Source organism: Pseudomonas duriflava, assembly GCF_007830155.1.
Classification (GTDB): domain Bacteria; phylum Pseudomonadota; class Gammaproteobacteria; order Pseudomonadales; family Pseudomonadaceae; genus Chryseomonas; species Chryseomonas duriflava.
On record NZ_VLKY01000004.1, the window covers coordinates 132,194 to 146,706 of the forward strand.

The 14,513-nt window shown below is 54.2% G+C and carries 14 protein-coding genes; 12 read left to right on the top strand and 2 right to left on the bottom strand.

Annotation, left to right across the window (positions count from 1 at the left end; genetic code table 11):
- Positions 1 to 94 precede the first annotated feature (94 nt).
- From IQ22_RS06980 to ispD, 7 genes are all read left to right on the top strand, one after another.
- A complete protein-coding gene (locus IQ22_RS06980) occupies positions 95 to 1,045 on the top strand; it encodes an acetyl-CoA carboxylase carboxyltransferase subunit alpha (protein ID WP_145140110.1) in 951 nt (316 codons plus the stop codon).
- Between the two features lie 90 nt (positions 1,046 to 1,135).
- Positions 1,136 to 2,473, top strand: coding sequence for a tRNA lysidine(34) synthetase TilS (gene tilS, locus IQ22_RS06985; RefSeq protein WP_145140113.1), 1,338 nt, complete (start codon positions 1,136 to 1,138; stop codon positions 2,471 to 2,473).
- A gap of 165 nt (positions 2,474 to 2,638) precedes the next feature.
- Positions 2,639 to 4,267 carry a CTP synthase gene (locus IQ22_RS06990; RefSeq protein ID WP_145140116.1) on the top strand — a complete coding sequence of 543 codons (1,629 nt, stop codon included), beginning with the start codon at positions 2,639 to 2,641 and terminating at the stop codon, positions 4,265 to 4,267.
- Positions 4,268 to 4,272: 5 nt separating this feature from the next.
- A complete protein-coding gene (gene kdsA / locus IQ22_RS06995; RefSeq protein WP_145140119.1) occupies positions 4,273 to 5,118 on the top strand; it encodes a 3-deoxy-8-phosphooctulonate synthase in 846 nt (281 codons plus the stop codon).
- Positions 5,119 to 5,199: 81 nt separating this feature from the next.
- Positions 5,200 to 6,489, top strand: coding sequence for a phosphopyruvate hydratase (gene eno / locus IQ22_RS07000; RefSeq protein WP_145140122.1), 1,290 nt, complete (start codon positions 5,200 to 5,202; stop codon positions 6,487 to 6,489).
- Between the two features lie 176 nt (positions 6,490 to 6,665).
- The gene (locus tag IQ22_RS07005; protein ID WP_145140125.1) at positions 6,666 to 6,944 is read left to right on the top strand and encodes a septum formation initiator family protein; all 279 of its coding nucleotides are present in this window, start codon (positions 6,666 to 6,668) and stop codon (positions 6,942 to 6,944) included.
- Positions 6,941 to 7,651, top strand: coding sequence for a 2-C-methyl-D-erythritol 4-phosphate cytidylyltransferase (ispD, locus tag IQ22_RS07010; protein WP_145140127.1), 711 nt, complete (start codon positions 6,941 to 6,943; stop codon positions 7,649 to 7,651). The genes IQ22_RS07005 and ispD overlap by 4 nt, the downstream gene beginning before the upstream one ends.
- Before the next feature lie 23 nt (positions 7,652 to 7,674).
- Here ispD and IQ22_RS07015 read toward each other — a convergent pair whose 3' ends face one another.
- Both IQ22_RS07015 and IQ22_RS07020 read right to left on the bottom strand, forming a co-directional pair.
- Entirely contained in the window at positions 7,675 to 8,841 is a 1,167-nt protein-coding gene (locus IQ22_RS07015) for a baeRF3 domain-containing protein (RefSeq protein ID WP_145140132.1), read from the bottom strand.
- Positions 8,842 to 9,145: 304 nt separating this feature from the next.
- The gene (locus IQ22_RS07020) at positions 9,146 to 10,030 is read right to left on the bottom strand and encodes a LysR substrate-binding domain-containing protein (protein ID WP_145140135.1); all 885 of its coding nucleotides are present in this window, start codon (positions 10,028 to 10,030) and stop codon (positions 9,146 to 9,148) included.
- Positions 10,031 to 10,131: 101 nt separating this feature from the next.
- Here IQ22_RS07020 and IQ22_RS07025 point away from each other — a divergent pair, with 101 nt between their 5' ends.
- The 5 genes from IQ22_RS07025 to surE all read left to right on the top strand — a co-directional run bounded on the left by IQ22_RS07025 (position 10,132) and on the right by surE (position 14,502).
- Entirely contained in the window at positions 10,132 to 11,244 is a 1,113-nt protein-coding gene (locus tag IQ22_RS07025) for an S-(hydroxymethyl)glutathione dehydrogenase/class III alcohol dehydrogenase (RefSeq protein WP_145140138.1), read from the top strand.
- Between the two features lie 57 nt (positions 11,245 to 11,301).
- A complete protein-coding gene (gene fghA / locus IQ22_RS07030; RefSeq protein ID WP_145140140.1) occupies positions 11,302 to 12,153 on the top strand; it encodes an S-formylglutathione hydrolase in 852 nt (283 codons plus the stop codon).
- Between the two features lie 83 nt (positions 12,154 to 12,236).
- Entirely contained in the window at positions 12,237 to 12,710 is a 474-nt protein-coding gene (gene ispF / locus IQ22_RS07035) for a 2-C-methyl-D-erythritol 2,4-cyclodiphosphate synthase (RefSeq protein ID WP_145140143.1), read from the top strand.
- Positions 12,707 to 13,765, top strand: a complete 1,059-nt coding sequence (gene truD / locus IQ22_RS07040) for a tRNA pseudouridine(13) synthase TruD (RefSeq protein WP_145140146.1) — start codon at positions 12,707 to 12,709, stop codon at positions 13,763 to 13,765. The genes ispF and truD overlap by 4 nt, the downstream gene beginning before the upstream one ends.
- Positions 13,753 to 14,502 carry a 5'/3'-nucleotidase SurE gene (gene surE, locus IQ22_RS07045; protein ID WP_145140149.1) on the top strand — a complete coding sequence of 250 codons (750 nt, stop codon included), beginning with the start codon at positions 13,753 to 13,755 and terminating at the stop codon, positions 14,500 to 14,502. The genes truD and surE overlap by 13 nt, the downstream gene beginning before the upstream one ends.
- Positions 14,503 to 14,513: the final 11 nt, after the last annotated feature.

A 14,513-nucleotide genomic window follows, 5' to 3' on the forward strand; every position in this document is an offset into this window, starting at 1 on the left:
CATGGATAAATAGCCAACCGGCCTCGACCTGGTTCGCCTGATCTTTTAAGGTAGGCGACCCGGCCGCTGGCTCAAGATTGCAAGACGGATACCCATGAACCCGAACTATCTCGATTTCGAACAGCCGATCGCTGACCTTCAAGCCAAGATCGAAGAGCTTCGTCTGGTCGGCAATGACAATTCGCTGAATATCAGTGACGAGATTGCCCGCCTGCAGGAAAAGAGCCAGACCCTGACCAAGAGCATCTTCAGTAACCTGAGTAGCTGGCAGGTCGCACGTCTGGCGCGTCATCCCTTGCGGCCCTATACGTTGGATTACGTTGGCCATCTATTTACTGATTTTGAGGAGCTGCATGGCGATCGTCACTTCGCGGACGATCCGGCCATAGTAGGCGGTATCGCTCGCCTGGACGATCAACCGGTTATGGTGATCGGCCATCAGAAGGGGCGTGAAGTCCGTGAAAAAGTGCGCCGCAATTTTGGTATGCCTCGTCCGGAAGGTTATCGTAAAGCCTGTCGGCTGATGGAAATGGCTGAGCGGTTCCGTATGCCGATCCTGACGTTCATTGATACTCCAGGTGCTTATCCGGGAATCGATGCGGAAGAGCGTGGGCAGAGCGAGGCGATTGCTTGGAACTTGCGTGTTATGTCCCGGTTGAAGACTCCCATCATTGCAACGGTGATTGGTGAGGGTGGTTCCGGTGGCGCTCTGGCGATTGGTGTATGCGATCAGCTCAACATGCTTCAGCATTCCACCTACTCGGTCATTTCGCCGGAAGGATGTGCATCGATCCTTTGGAAAACGGCTGAAAAAGCTCCTGATGCGGCAGAAGCTATGGGTATTACGGCAGAGCGTCTAAAGGGACTGGGTATTGTCGATTATGTAATCGACGAACCGCTGGGTGGCGCGCATCGTGATCCGGCAGTCATGTCAGCGTCTATCCGTGAGGCCCTGATAAGTCAACTCGACATGCTTAAAGCGTTCAGCCAGGACGAGTTGTTGAGTCGCCGTTACAATCGGCTAATGAGCTACGGTATCTCCTGATTCTGAGGTAGTGGCCGGGATGCCGGATAGCGCGTCCCGAGCTTCTTACCGAGCCACGATACTATTGCCTTGTCTTGCTGGCGGCATCCTATGGTTTCCGCATTCTATGAACAGAATCGTCTGCGAGCACGGGTTGCCGACGCATTAGCGCCCTGGTTAAAGGCTCCCTGCTGGCACGTCGCTTTTTCAGGCGGTCTAGACTCGACCGTTCTGCTTCATATCGTGGCGTATCTGGCTCGACAGGGCGCATCACCTGCACTGCAGGCAATTCATGTTCATCATGGTCTGCTGGGCGTAGCGGATACATGGGTGGTTGCCTGTCAGCGTACCTGTGAGCAATTTCAGGTTCCCTTAGTCGTCGAGCACGTCCGAGTCGATCAAAAAGCCAGTCTGGAGCGTGCTGCACGAGATGCCCGTTATGCGGCATTGTCTGCTTACGTAGAGGCTGGTGATATTGTGCTGACCGCTCAGCATCGTGACGATCAGGCCGAAACGCTTTTGCTGCGCCTGCTTCGAGGGGCAGGCGTCAAAGGGCTAGCCTCTATGGCGACTTCACGCCGCTTGGGCAGCGGCTTTCTTGTGCGTCCTCTGCTCAACGTACCGCGTGCGGAGCTGTTGGCTTACGCACAGGCCGAAGGACTGAACTGGGTGGAAGACCCTTCCAACGCTCAGACGGTCCAGGACCGAAACTACCTGCGACATGAAATAATTCCTCGGCTTCAGGTGCGTTGGCCAGGCGTGACGACAAATCTGGCACGTAGTGCTGAGCATATGGCTGAAGCGCTAGAGATTTTAGACGAGCGAGCCTATGACGATGTCGCACAGGCGCAGCGCTCTAACGTATGGCCATGGTTAGACCTGCCAAGCCTTGATTTGGAAACATTAAAAACCTTGAGCGAGGCGCGTCAGCGTAATGCGATTCGCTATTGGCTCCAGGCTTATACGCGCATGCCTGATACAAACCATTGGGCGGGATGGCATGCGTTACGTGACGCGAGCGCCTCCGCTACGCCGGCATGGCGTTTGGAACAGGGGGAAGTGCAACGTGGGGCTGGGCGGATCTGGTGGCTGCCTGCTGCCTGGCTGAAGGTACAACCCAGCGGTACGCTTTCATTCGATCAGCAGAACCGTTTGTCGCTAGGAGCAAATGGTTGGGTGGAGCTGCAGGGTAAAAAACCGGCAGGTCATCTCCAGGTCCGTTACCGCCAAGGCGGCGAAATAATGTATGCGCCCCGTCGAGGCCATCGTGATCTTAAACGGCTGCTAAATGAACGGCAGGTGCCGGCCTTCCTGCGTGCTAGACTGCCTCTGCTGTTTTGTGACGATAATTTGGTCGCGGTGGCTAACCTGGAGGGACTGGACAGTGCGCCTGATAAATCCTGGCGTTTAGTCTGGTATCCATCGACGAACGGGCTTTGTTTGAGCTGAAAGGCACTTTGTTGTAGACTACGCTCCCGTCTTGTACCGCACTTGTCGTTCGCGTAACGATAGGTGTGCGTTGGTCCCGGTTTTATACTGTGTCCAACTGAGGCCCTAGGCCTCCCTCGCTTCCCCGGCGGCTTTCCGCCTAACTACAGATTTCTAGGAAAATTCATGACGCGCTACATCTTCGTCACGGGCGGTGTTGTTTCTTCATTGGGGAAGGGCATTGCTTCGGCTTCCTTGGGCGCCATTCTGGAAGCGAGGGGCTTGAAGGTCACCATGCTCAAGCTGGATCCATATATCAACGTGGATCCGGGAACCATGAGCCCATTCCAGCACGGCGAAGTCTTCGTTACCCATGATGGTGCGGAGACTGACCTTGACTTGGGTCACTACGAGCGCTTTATTCGCACTACAGTGACTCAGGACAACAATTTCACGACCGGCCGCATCTACATGGATGTGTTGCGCAAGGAGCGACGCGGTGATTACCTGGGCGCAACTGTTCAGGTCATTCCGCACATTACCGACGAAATCAAGCGGCGCATCATCAAGGGTGCCGGCGATGCCGACGTGGCGTTGGTCGAAATTGGCGGTACCGTGGGTGACATCGAGTCCCAACCTTTCCTTGAGGCTATCCGCCAGTTACGCGTCGAAATTGGTGCTCGTCGCGCCATGTTGATGCACCTGACGCTAGTTCCTTACATCGCTACCGCTGGCGAAACCAAGACCAAGCCAACCCAGCATTCGGTCAAAGAGCTACGCTCTATTGGTCTGCAGCCTGACGTGTTGATCTGCCGCTCCGATCATCCGGTCGACAGTTCCTCACGTCGCAAGATCGCCTTGTTTACCAATGTGGAAGAGCGCGCGGTCATTTCTCTAGAGGATGTCGATACGATTTATCGCATTCCTTCCGTGCTGCATGCCCAGGGGCTAGACGAGTTTGTGGTCGAACGTTTTGGTCTGGAATGCAAACCGGCTGACCTGTCCGAATGGGATCGTGTGGTCGATGCCAAGCTCAATCCTGAGCGTGAAGTCACCATTGCCATGGTTGGCAAGTACATGGAGCTACTGGATGCCTACAAATCGCTGATCGAGGCGATGACGCATGCCGGTATCCAGAGCCGTACCAAGGTTAACTTGCGTTATATCGACTCTGAAGATATTGAACAGCAGGGTACTCACCTCCTGAAAGGAGTCGATGCAATCCTGGTGCCTGGCGGCTTTGGTCTGCGAGGCGTCGAAGGCAAGATTCGCACGGTGCAGTACGCACGTGAGAATAAGATTCCTTATCTGGGGATCTGTCTGGGTATGCAGGTTGCCGTTATCGAGTTTGCTCGTAACGTACTGGGCTGGACAGATGCCAACTCCACCGAGTTCGATAAGTCTGGAGCGCACCCGGTCGTGGGATTGATCACCGAGTGGCAGGATTCCTCGGGCGCCACTGAAATTCGTACCGAAAGCTCTGACCTGGGCGGTACCATGCGCCTTGGTGCTCAGGAGTGCCAGCTCCAGCCGGGCACGTTGGTACATGACTGTTACCAGAAGGATGTTATTGTCGAGCGTCATCGTCATCGGTATGAAGTCAACAACAACCTCTTGCCGCAGATCATGGAAGCCGGTTTGAAGATTTCAGGCCGCTCCGGTGACGGTGCTCTTGTAGAAGTGGTTGAGGCGCCTGACCATCCATGGTTTGTGGCCTGCCAGTTCCATCCGGAATTCACCTCGACGCCTCGCGATGGACATCCACTTTTTAGCGGTTTCGTTAACGCTGCTCTGAAATACGCTAATAAGGCTTAATACTCATGGCTCAGAAAACCGTTCGTGTAGGCAATATCGAGATCGGCAATGACACGCCGTTCGTGCTGTTCGGTGGGATGAATGTGCTTGAATCCCGTGATATGGCGATGCAGATCTGCGAGGAGTACGTCAAGGTAACCGAGAAGCTCGGGATTCCTTATGTATTCAAGGCCAGCTTCGACAAAGCTAATCGGTCTTCAGTAACTTCGTTCCGTGGGCCTGGTCTTGAAGAAGGGATGAAAATCTTTGAAGAGATCAAGAAAACCTTCAACGTCCCGGTGATTACGGACGTGCATGAGCCTTATCAGGCTGCGCCCGTGGCGGAAGTCTGTGACATTATTCAATTGCCGGCTTTTTTGTCCCGGCAAACGGATCTGGTCGTGGCCATGGCTAAAACCAAGGCTGTGATCAATATCAAGAAGGCACAGTTTCTGGCTCCGCAGGAGATGAAGCACATCCTGCGCAAGTGCGAAGAAGCCGGTAACGATCAGCTTATTCTTTGCGAGCGAGGCTCATCGTTCGGTTACAACAATTTGGTTGTGGATATGCTGGGCTTCGGCATCATGAAGCAATTCAACTGTCCGATCATTTTTGATGTGACTCATGCCTTGCAAATGCCGGGCGGGCGTAGCGATTCTGCAGGCGGTCGGCGTGCCCAGGTGACGGATCTGGCTAAGGCCGGTATGAGCCAGGGGCTGGCCGGGCTCTTTTTGGAAGCTCATCCTGATCCAGATAGCGCTATGTGCGACGGACCTTGTGCATTGCGGCTGAACAAGCTTGAGCCGTTCCTGGCTCAGTTGAAGGCCCTGGATGAACTCGTGAAGTCGTTCACTCCGATCGAAACCGCCTGAAGCGCTGCTGAACTTAGTTCCAAATGTGAAGCCGAAGGTGCACAGCTTGTACCTTACCAGAACCATGGAGAGCGAATAACAATGGCAAAAATCGTCGACATCAAGGGTCGGGAAATTCTCGACTCGCGTGGTAACCCTACCGTAGAAGCTGAGGTCATTCTCGACAATGGCATCGTCGGCCGGGCTTGTGCGCCTTCCGGTGCATCCACGGGTTCGCGCGAGGCACTGGAGCTGCGTGACGGCGACAAGAGTCGCTACCTGGGTAAGGGTGTACTAAAAGCAGTGGCCAATATCAACGGGCCGATTCGCGACGCTCTGATGGGTAAGGATCCTGTTGATCAGCGGGCACTCGATAGAACCATGATCGATTTGGACGGCACCGAGAACAAGGCGAAGCTAGGAGCTAACGCAATCCTGGCAGTTTCGCTTGCAGCTGCCAAGGCAGCTGCGGAAGACAAAGATCTTCCGCTCTATGCACATATTGCCGAGCTGAACGGTACGCCCGGTCAATACTCGATGCCGGTTCCAATGATGAACATCATTAATGGCGGCGAGCATGCTGACAATAACGTCGATATTCAAGAGTTCATGGTTCAGCCGGTAGGCGCCAAGACCTTTTCCGATGCCTTGCGCATGGGTGCTGAAATCTTTCACCACCTCAAGGCTGTACTCAAGGCTCGTGGCTTGAATACTGCGGTAGGTGACGAAGGCGGCTTTGCTCCTAATCTGTCCTCTAATGAAGATGCATTGGGCGCCATTGCCGAAGCTGTTGAGAAGGCCGGCTATAAGTTGGGCACCGATATCACGCTAGCGTTGGACTGCGCCTCCAGTGAGTTTTACGAGAAGGGTCAATACAACCTGTCTGGAGAGGGTAAGAGCTTTGACGCAGCCGGCTTCGCTGATTACCTGGCTGGTCTGAGCGAGCGCTTCCCGATTATTTCCATTGAAGACGGTATGGATGAATCCGATTGGGCGGGCTGGAAAACCTTGACCGACAAAATCGGAAGTAAGGTCCAGCTAGTAGGCGACGATTTGTTCGTGACTAATACCAAGATCCTCAAGGAAGGCATTGAAAAGGGTATTGGTAATTCTATCCTGATCAAGTTCAACCAGATCGGCTCCTTAACCGAAACGCTAGAAGCCATTCAAATGGCCAAGGCAGCAGGTTATACAGCGGTAATCTCTCACCGTTCCGGCGAAACCGAAGACTCCACGATTGCCGATTTAGCCGTGGGTACTGCTGCTGGGCAGATCAAGACGGGTTCGCTGTGCCGTTCCGATCGTGTATCCAAGTACAACCAGTTGCTGCGTATTGAAGAGCAGTTGGGCGGAAAAGCGCCTTACCGTGGCCGTGCTGAGTTTCGTAGCTGAGCCGGTAGTGTTAAAAGGACGGCTTGAGCCGAGTCCTAGGCGTTGCGATTGAGCGCATCGTGAAAGCAGGATCGAAATATGGCTTGTTGTTTTCAAGCGGTATTTCCTTCCTGCTTTCATTTTAGGTCTGCTCGTATAAGTCATTACCTTTTAGCCGCTATTGATCATAGAGAACCATGCGTAGCCCCTACTGGTTGTTTCCTGTTCTCATTCTTGCCTTGGTCGGTCTGCAATACCGCTTATGGGTGGGTGATGGCAGCCTTGCTCAAGTCAAGGAACTGCGCGAGCAAATCGATACGCAGAACAAGGAGAACAAGCAATTGCTCGAACGTAACCGTATCCTTGAGGCCGAAGTGGTCGAGTTGAAAAAAGGAATGGAGACAGTCGAGGAGCGTGCCCGTCATGAGTTGGGTATGGTCAAAGAAGGCGAAACGCTTTTCCTGCAGTCCAAATGAATATGACATCTTTACCAGCCTTCTGGGCAGTGATCCCGGCAGCTGGAATTGGCTCACGTATGCGTGCCGACCGGCCCAAGCAGTACCTCGAATTGGCGGGTCGTACTGTCATCGAGCATACGTTGGACACCTTGCTACGGCATCCTGGCCTCTTAAAGCTAACTGTCAGCCTTGCGGAGAATGACACGTGGTGGCCGGATCTTCCTTTCGCTGACCATAGTCAGGTTATACGTGCCTCCGGTGGAAAGGAGCGGGCGGATTCTGTGCTTAACGGCCTTATAGCCTTGGCTGAGGCTGGTGCGCAGGCCGATGACTGGGTTCTAGTGCATGATGCGGCTCGCCCTAATCTCTCACGAGAAGATATTGATCGGCTATTAGGCGAGCTGGCGAGCGATGATGTAGGTGGTTTGCTCGCTGTTCCGGTCAAGGACACTCTTAAGCGGGTAGATCCTTATGGTCGGATTGAGGTTACGATCGATCGGAGTGTCGTCTGGCAAGCCTACACGCCACAGATGTTCAAGTTGGGGGCCCTACGCCTGGCATTAGGCGAGGCCTTGGCGGCTGGAGCCATGATTACTGACGAAGCTTCTGCAATGGAGTGGGCTGGGTATCGCCCGCGTGTTGTAGAGGGCCGTAGCGATAATATCAAAATCACCCGTCCCGAAGACTTGGTCTGGCTGACTCAGCTATGGCACAAGCGCCGGTAAGGGCCAGCGCTTGTGCCTGTATTTTAGAAGCGATACACGGCTGCTGCCCCGGTCTTGCAGGGCATGCGATCACGTGGGACTACTACCACATCGCCACCATGCTCCATAACGTAGGTAATCAACTCATCCAGCACATCGGCCGTTTCTGCGCCGGCTGGTTTGGAGGGGTGCAGCTCTCCACTTTCACGATCTAGCAGACCCGGGATCTGGCGATCGGCTTCAACCAGTAGCATGGCCACACGACTTTCTGCCGTAGCCTTGCCGATTTCCTCCAGTTGATCTGAAGCCAAGCCCTGGCCTCTGGACTCGCCATACTGGTCCAGAATGCTGTTAAGGCGTTCTATATAGGTCGGCTCCATTAGCTTCCAGCTTTCCTGACGCAACATTTCGGTATCCAATGCACCTTGACCAATGGAAATACCTTGCGGCAAGAGCTGCTGGTTATGGCTTACATGCCTGAAGACTGTCTGATTTTCAGGAAGTGCGGCCAGGATCAGTGGCAGTCCTGAAGGCTTGGAATGATGCTCGCTGATGGCACGGTCTACGGCTCGGAAAAAACGTTCGCAATCGATGTCAATCTGCTCCTGTTTACCACTGCCTCCAGAACCATGAATCATGGGGTCGCCGCGCTCACTTGCGCCACCATAGCCATTTGTATTGCCGATTTGATCCTTTGGAGTCAGTTCAGAGCCTAGTGCCTCATCTTGAGTACGCGGTACCTCAGGAGCCAGTTCGACTTCATCCAATACATCCCGGTTACCTTCAAACAGACGAACCTGATTACGTGACAGGCATAGGATCTGATAGCGATCAGCAGACTGCGCAATACGTAGCAGGGGTTTCAAGTAGGGATGCGAGTTAACAATCGCCAACTCGGGCACCTTTCGCTGTAGCGGATAGACTTTAAAGTAATCTTGTCCGCCTAGAACAGCTACGCCGTCGCGGGTATGGTTCCAGAAGTCACGATCGTCTACCAGCTCTTCGAAAGGCTTCAGCAAGGTGTCGCTTGGAGCATCTGGAAATTGCTTTTCCAAAGAAGCTCTCAGTTCACGTACCAGGTTTTTGAAGCGGATCGGATCTTGAGTACGTTCCGGAAAGCTGCGGTGCGTAGGCATATAAATCGAAAGACAAGGCGGATTTTGCTCTTTCAGCAACTCGGCCAATGTTTCTCGGGTAATGGGTCCGTACATTGCGGCTTCCTCGCTAAGGTGGGTAGAGCACTGCTTCAAGTATGCAAAGCGCAATAGAAAAGGCTCTGGGTAAATCAGGCGAAAGAGAAGGAAGGAATACCGACTTTGATCTCCATTCGCGACATCACGGAGGGATGAAACTGAGCTGGAAGCCAATCAAAGCAATGGCATGAACCCTGCCTTCTAGGTTCGCCGTTTTGGGGACATGAATCCATGTTCCATAATTGTTACGACGAGCTTAGAGCGGCCGGGTTCCGCACGCTGGACGTATGGCGTGCTGGCCTGATGCTGGCTAGGCCAGCTTTCAGGAAGCCGTTTCGGCGGCCAAGTGCGCTTTGAGATAATCAACAAGCTGGCGAACTTTCGGTGAGAGATACCGCTGTTGCGGATAAAGCGCCCATACCGCTGTGTTAGGGGGTTGTCTATTCTCAAGCAGGGAGATCAATTCACCGCGGGCGAGATAGGGCGCAACATAGTAATCAGGCAGCTGGCACAGGCCAAAGCCGCGTAAGGCGGCATCCAGAACAGCCTGTCCACTGTTGCATCGCCAGTTTCCACTCACTTTTACGGGCACCTCGCGATAGTTTTCCTGAAATAACCAGATATCGCTGCTGCCGATTAGGCAGTTATGTCGTGCTAGTTCAGAGAGTGCGTGGGGTGCGCCGAAGCGCTCCAGATAAGAAGGCGCTGCGCAGAGGTACATGATTCGTGGTGCCAGGCGTGTCGCAACAAGACGGGAATCGCTCAGTCGGCCTAGGCGAATCGCCAGGTCGAAACCCTCATGCACGATATCCAGCGGATGGTTGGATAACTCAATTTCAACACGTAACTGTGTGTGACGCGTCATGAAGTCATTTACCAGCGGAACGATAAAGCGCTCCCCGTATGTGATGGCACATGTCATGCGCAGTAGTCCTTTGGGCTCGCTCGATAGATCACTAACGGCTCGCAACGCCTCATCACGCGCATCCTGCAGATTACGACAGTGTTGAAAAAACGTATGTCCGGCCTCGGTTAGTACAACGCTACGTGTTGTGCGATAAAACAAGCGGGTCTGGAGGCGCTCTTCGAGTCGGGCAATCTGACGGCTGACGTGCGAGGAGGAGACGCCCAACCGTTCAGCGGCCAAGCTGAAGTGTCCCGATTCGGCAACGGCTACAAACTCATCAAGTCCTTCCCATCGGTTCATGATTATCCCTGATTGGCAATAATGTTTTTCAGTTTGCCTGATTATCTCTGGAAATAAAGCTTCTACACTGTTTACACCGTTTTATTAATGGATGACGTTCCATGATCAAGTCCCGTGCTGCTGTGGCATTTGCCGCAAACCAACCACTCCAGATTGTTGAAGTTGATGTTGCTCCGCCCAAAGAGGGTGAGGTTCTGGTTCGTATCGTTGCTACCGGTGTCTGTCACACCGATGCCTATACGCTATCGGGTGCTGACCCAGAGGGGATTTTCCCAACGATTCTTGGGCATGAAGGCGGTGGGATCGTAGAGGCAGTGGGACCAGGCGTTACGTCAGTAGCCGTTGGTGATCACGTGATTCCGTTGTATACCCCTGAATGTGGAAAGTGCAAGTTCTGCCTCTCTGGCAAGACCAATCTATGCCAAGCCATCCGTTCAACCCAGGGTAAAGGACTGATGCCTGACGGCACGTCACGCTTCTCCTATAACGGTGAGCCTATTTATCACTATATGGGCACTTCGACGTTCTCGGAATACACGGTTCTGCCGGAAATCTCATTAGCCAAGATTCCTAAAGAAGCACCTCTTGAAAAAGTGTGTCTGCTTGGCTGTGGCGTTACTACAGGTATCGGTGCAGTACTCAACACCGCTAAGGTGGAAGAGGGCGCTACTGTTGCCATTTTCGGATTAGGCGGTATCGGCTTGTCTGCCATCATTGGTGCAACCATGGCGAAAGCTGGCCGCATCATTGCCATTGATATCAATCCGTCCAAATTCGAGATTGCCAAGCAGCTGGGCGCGACGGACTTTGTTAATCCGAACGACTATGACAAGCCGATTCAGGACGTTATTGTTGAATTGACCGATGGCGGCGTGGATTACTCATTCGAGTGCGTTGGCAACGTGAAGTTAATGCGCGCGGCGCTTGAGTGCTGTCACAAAGGTTGGGGAGAGTCGGTCATTATTGGTGTGGCGGCATCCGGCCAGGAAATTAGCACGCGTCCTTTCCAGCTGGTTACCGGCCGCGTCTGGCGCGGCAGCGCCTTTGGCGGCGTGAAAGGGCGTTCCGAGTTGCCAGGCTATGTTGATAAGGCACAAAAAGGCGAAATTCCTCTGGACACATTTATCACCCATACCATGGGGCTGGATCAGATCAATGAAGCGTTCGATCTGATGCATGAAGGCAAGAGCATTCGCTCCGTCATTCACTATTGATCGCATGAGGGCCCGGTATTTAAAGCCGGGCCTCTTTCCGCGTTTCAAGGAGAGTCCATGAGCCATTCCCTGGAACTTGTGTCCTGCCAGAAATCTTTTGGTGGGTGGCACAAACGCTACAAACACCGCTCGAATGTGCTGGGATGCGAGATGACCTTTGCCGTCTACTTGCCTCCGCAGGCCGAGCAGAAGGCTCCGCTGCCAACGCTATACTGGTTGTCCGGTTTGACTTGTACCGATGAGAACTTTATGCAGAAAGCCGGTGCGCATCGCGTAGCAGCCGAGTTGGGCTTGGTTCTTGTTGCGCCTGATACTAGCCCGCGTGGGCCCGATGTACCTGATGATCCTGAGGGTGCATGGGATTTCGGGCTTGGTGCTGGTTTTTATGTCAATGCTACTCGCGAGCCGTGGTCCAGGCATTATCGGATGTACGACTATGTTGTTAACGAACTGCCTGCCTTGATCGAAGCCAATTTTCCTGTGTCAGATAAGCGCGGTGTGAGCGGGCATTCGATGGGAGGGCACGGTGCGCTTATCTGTGCTTTGCGTAACCCAGGACGTTACCGCTCGGTGTCTGCGTTTGCGCCTATTGTCAATCCAATGGATTGTCCTTGGGGGCATAAGGCTTTTTCTCTCTATTTGGGCGACGACCGTTCGGCTTGGGCCGAGTGGGATGCCTGCGCGTTGCTGGAAAAGGCCACGGAGCGTCTGCCCTTGTTGGTCGATCAGGGCGAGCAGGACAGCTTTTTAAGCGAGCAGCTCAAGCCGGACGCACTCGCACGCGTAGCTGAACGAGTTGGGCATCCTCTGACTCTGCGTATGCAGCCGGGTTATGACCACAGCTACTTTTTTGTGGCTAGCTTTATAGAAGATCATCTTCGCCACCATGCGACGGCGTTCGTCGATTGAAGCGGATAGGCGGATGCGAACGGCGACGTTTGCGTCCCAGCCCGGTAGAATTGACGCCCTGATCCTTCAGGGCGTTTTTATTTATGCGAATTGGCCATGGCTATGATGTACACCGTTTCGGCGAAGGGGATTTCATTACCCTGGGTGGCGTGCGGATCCCGCATACTGCTGGACTAGTTGCCCATTCCGATGGCGATGTCGTGTTGCACGCGTTGGCCGATGCGCTTCTAGGCGCTGCGGCGCTGGGCGATATCGGAAAGCACTTCCCTGATACGGACCCACAATTCAAAGGAGCCGACAGTCGCGTACTGTTGCGCCATGTAGTGGGCTTGCTGCAATCGAAAGGCTGGCAGGTAGGTAATGTGGATGCCACTATTATTGCTCAGGCGCCTAAGATGGCACCTCATATCGAGCGTATGCGTCAGTTGATTGCAGAAGATCTGCAGGTCAGCATTGATCAGGTCAACGTCAAGGCTACGACTACTGAGACGCTAGGCTTTGTTGGGCGCAAGGAAGGGATTGCCGTCCATGCTGTTACCTTGTTGCTGCCCATATGAATGAATTCGAATTGTTAGGGCCGACTGCTTACGGTGAACCTTGCGGAGCGGCTGTACTCAAGGCCACAGCTGAGGATTTCCAGGTCAACGAAGTACTCGATATTCCTTTATCGGGTGACGGGGAGCACCTCTGGCTGTGGGTTGAAAAGCGAGGGTTAAACACTGAGGAGGCTGCAAGACGTCTGGCGCGAGCCGCAGGCGTGCCACTGCGAGTCATTAGCTATGCCGGCCTCAAGGATCGCCATGCATTAACGCGGCAGTGGTTCAGTTTGCATCTGCCTGGCCAAGCCGATCCCGACCTGACGGCTGCTGAAAGCGAGAGTCTCCGCATCCTCGACCGACAGAGGCATCGTCGCAAGTTGCAGCGTGGAGCCCACGCCGCGAATGGCTTTACTCTGAGGCTTGCCCAGTTACAAGCTGACCGCAGCTTGCTGGAGGCGCGTCTGCAGGCGATCAAGGCAGGAGGCGTACCGAATTATTTTGGTCTTCAACGGTTTGGTTATGACGGCGGAAATCTTTCGGAGGCTTATCATTTTGCCGAACAAGAGACCTTGCCCGAGCAGCGTAACCGTCGGTCAAGAATCCTGTCGGCGGCACGTAGTCACCTCTTCAATCAAGTGCTAAGCAAGCGTGTTGGCAAGGGTACTTGGAATAAGGCGGTTCCAGGTGATCTACTGTCCTTTACGGATAGCCGCACCTTCTTTCCCGCAGGCGAGGCGGAGTGCGCTGACCCACGCCTGAGTGTTCTCGATCTTCACCCTACCGGGCCGCTATGGGGTGAAGGTGACTCGCCGGCCAGTGGAGCAGTCCAATCTCTTGAACAAGGCGTAGCCGCTGATGCTATTCAATTGGCCGCCTGGCTGGGTAGCGCAGGACTTCGGCATGAACGGCGCATTCTTCGCCTCCCCATTGCCGGCCTGACATGGCATTATCCCGAGCCTGACATTCTGCAACTTGATTTCGTCCTGCCAGCCGGCTGTTTTGCCACCGTCGTGGTGCGCGAACTTGTCACGCTAGGCTCGGTAGGGCAGACGGATACTCCATGCGACTTCTGATCGCCAACGACGACGGCGTCCTGGCTCCGGGTATTGCTGCTTTACATGCTGCACTGGCGGATTATGCCGACTGTACAGTAGTGGCGCCGCTTCAAGACATGAGCGGCATAAGCAGTGCGCTGACGCTTGACCGCCCCTTGCATCCTCAGCGGCTGCCCAATGGTTTCATTGGGGTGAACGGTACACCTACCGATTGCGTCCATCTGGGGCTCAATGGTTTGCTTGATCCTATTCCTAATATGGTGGTGTCCGGAATTAACCTGGGCGCCAACATGGGAGATGACGTGCTGTATTCCGGTACGGTGGCGGCAGCCTTGGAGGGACGTTTTCTCGACCGACCAGCGTTTGCCTTCTCCCTGGTTTCGCGTCTCCCCGATAACCTGCCGACAGCCGCACGGATTGCTCGTCAGCTGGTCGAAGCGCAGGTTCAGCTCGATCTTCCACCACGCACGGTGCTAAACGTCAACATACCCAACCTGCCGCTGGATCGTATCAAAGGTATTCAACTGACCCGGCTCGGCCATCGGGCTCGAGCCAAGCCGCCTATCAAGGACGTCAATCCCAGAGGCAAGGAAGGTTATTGGATCGCTGTGGCAGGTGATGCCGAAGACGGTGGTCCGGGTACGGACTTTCATGCGGTGATGCAAGGCTACGTGTCGATTACGCCGCTACAGCTGGATCGGACCTTCCATGAAGGATTCGCCGGGCTGGCTGCTTTAGAGGAGATGTTTCGATGAATCAGGGGCAA

Excerpts from the sequence above, each read along its gene's own strand:
- ispF (WP_145140143.1), top strand. The coding sequence starts at position 12,237 with ATGCGAATTGGCCATGGCTATGATGTACACCGTTTCGGCGAAGGGGAT.
- surE (WP_145140149.1), top strand. The coding sequence starts at position 13,753 with ATGCGACTTCTGATCGCCAACGACGACGGCGTCCTGGCTCCGGGTATT.
- IQ22_RS07005 (WP_145140125.1), top strand. The coding sequence starts at position 6,666 with ATGCGTAGCCCCTACTGGTTGTTTCCTGTTCTCATTCTTGCCTTGGTC.
- IQ22_RS07015 (WP_145140132.1), bottom strand. The coding sequence starts at position 8,841 with ATGTACGGACCCATTACCCGAGAAACATTGGCCGAGTTGCTGAAAGAG.
- IQ22_RS07025 (WP_145140138.1), top strand. The coding sequence starts at position 10,132 with ATGATCAAGTCCCGTGCTGCTGTGGCATTTGCCGCAAACCAACCACTC.
- kdsA (WP_145140119.1), top strand. The coding sequence starts at position 4,273 with ATGGCTCAGAAAACCGTTCGTGTAGGCAATATCGAGATCGGCAATGAC.
- eno (WP_145140122.1), top strand. The coding sequence starts at position 5,200 with ATGGCAAAAATCGTCGACATCAAGGGTCGGGAAATTCTCGACTCGCGT.
- fghA (WP_145140140.1), top strand. The coding sequence starts at position 11,302 with ATGAGCCATTCCCTGGAACTTGTGTCCTGCCAGAAATCTTTTGGTGGG.
- tilS (WP_145140113.1), top strand. The coding sequence starts at position 1,136 with ATGGTTTCCGCATTCTATGAACAGAATCGTCTGCGAGCACGGGTTGCC.
- truD (WP_145140146.1), top strand. The coding sequence starts at position 12,707 with ATGAATGAATTCGAATTGTTAGGGCCGACTGCTTACGGTGAACCTTGC.
- IQ22_RS06990 (WP_145140116.1), top strand. The coding sequence starts at position 2,639 with ATGACGCGCTACATCTTCGTCACGGGCGGTGTTGTTTCTTCATTGGGG.
- ispD (WP_145140127.1), top strand. The coding sequence starts at position 6,941 with ATGAATATGACATCTTTACCAGCCTTCTGGGCAGTGATCCCGGCAGCT.
- IQ22_RS06980 (WP_145140110.1), top strand. The coding sequence starts at position 95 with ATGAACCCGAACTATCTCGATTTCGAACAGCCGATCGCTGACCTTCAA.
- IQ22_RS07020 (WP_145140135.1), bottom strand. The coding sequence starts at position 10,030 with ATGAACCGATGGGAAGGACTTGATGAGTTTGTAGCCGTTGCCGAATCG.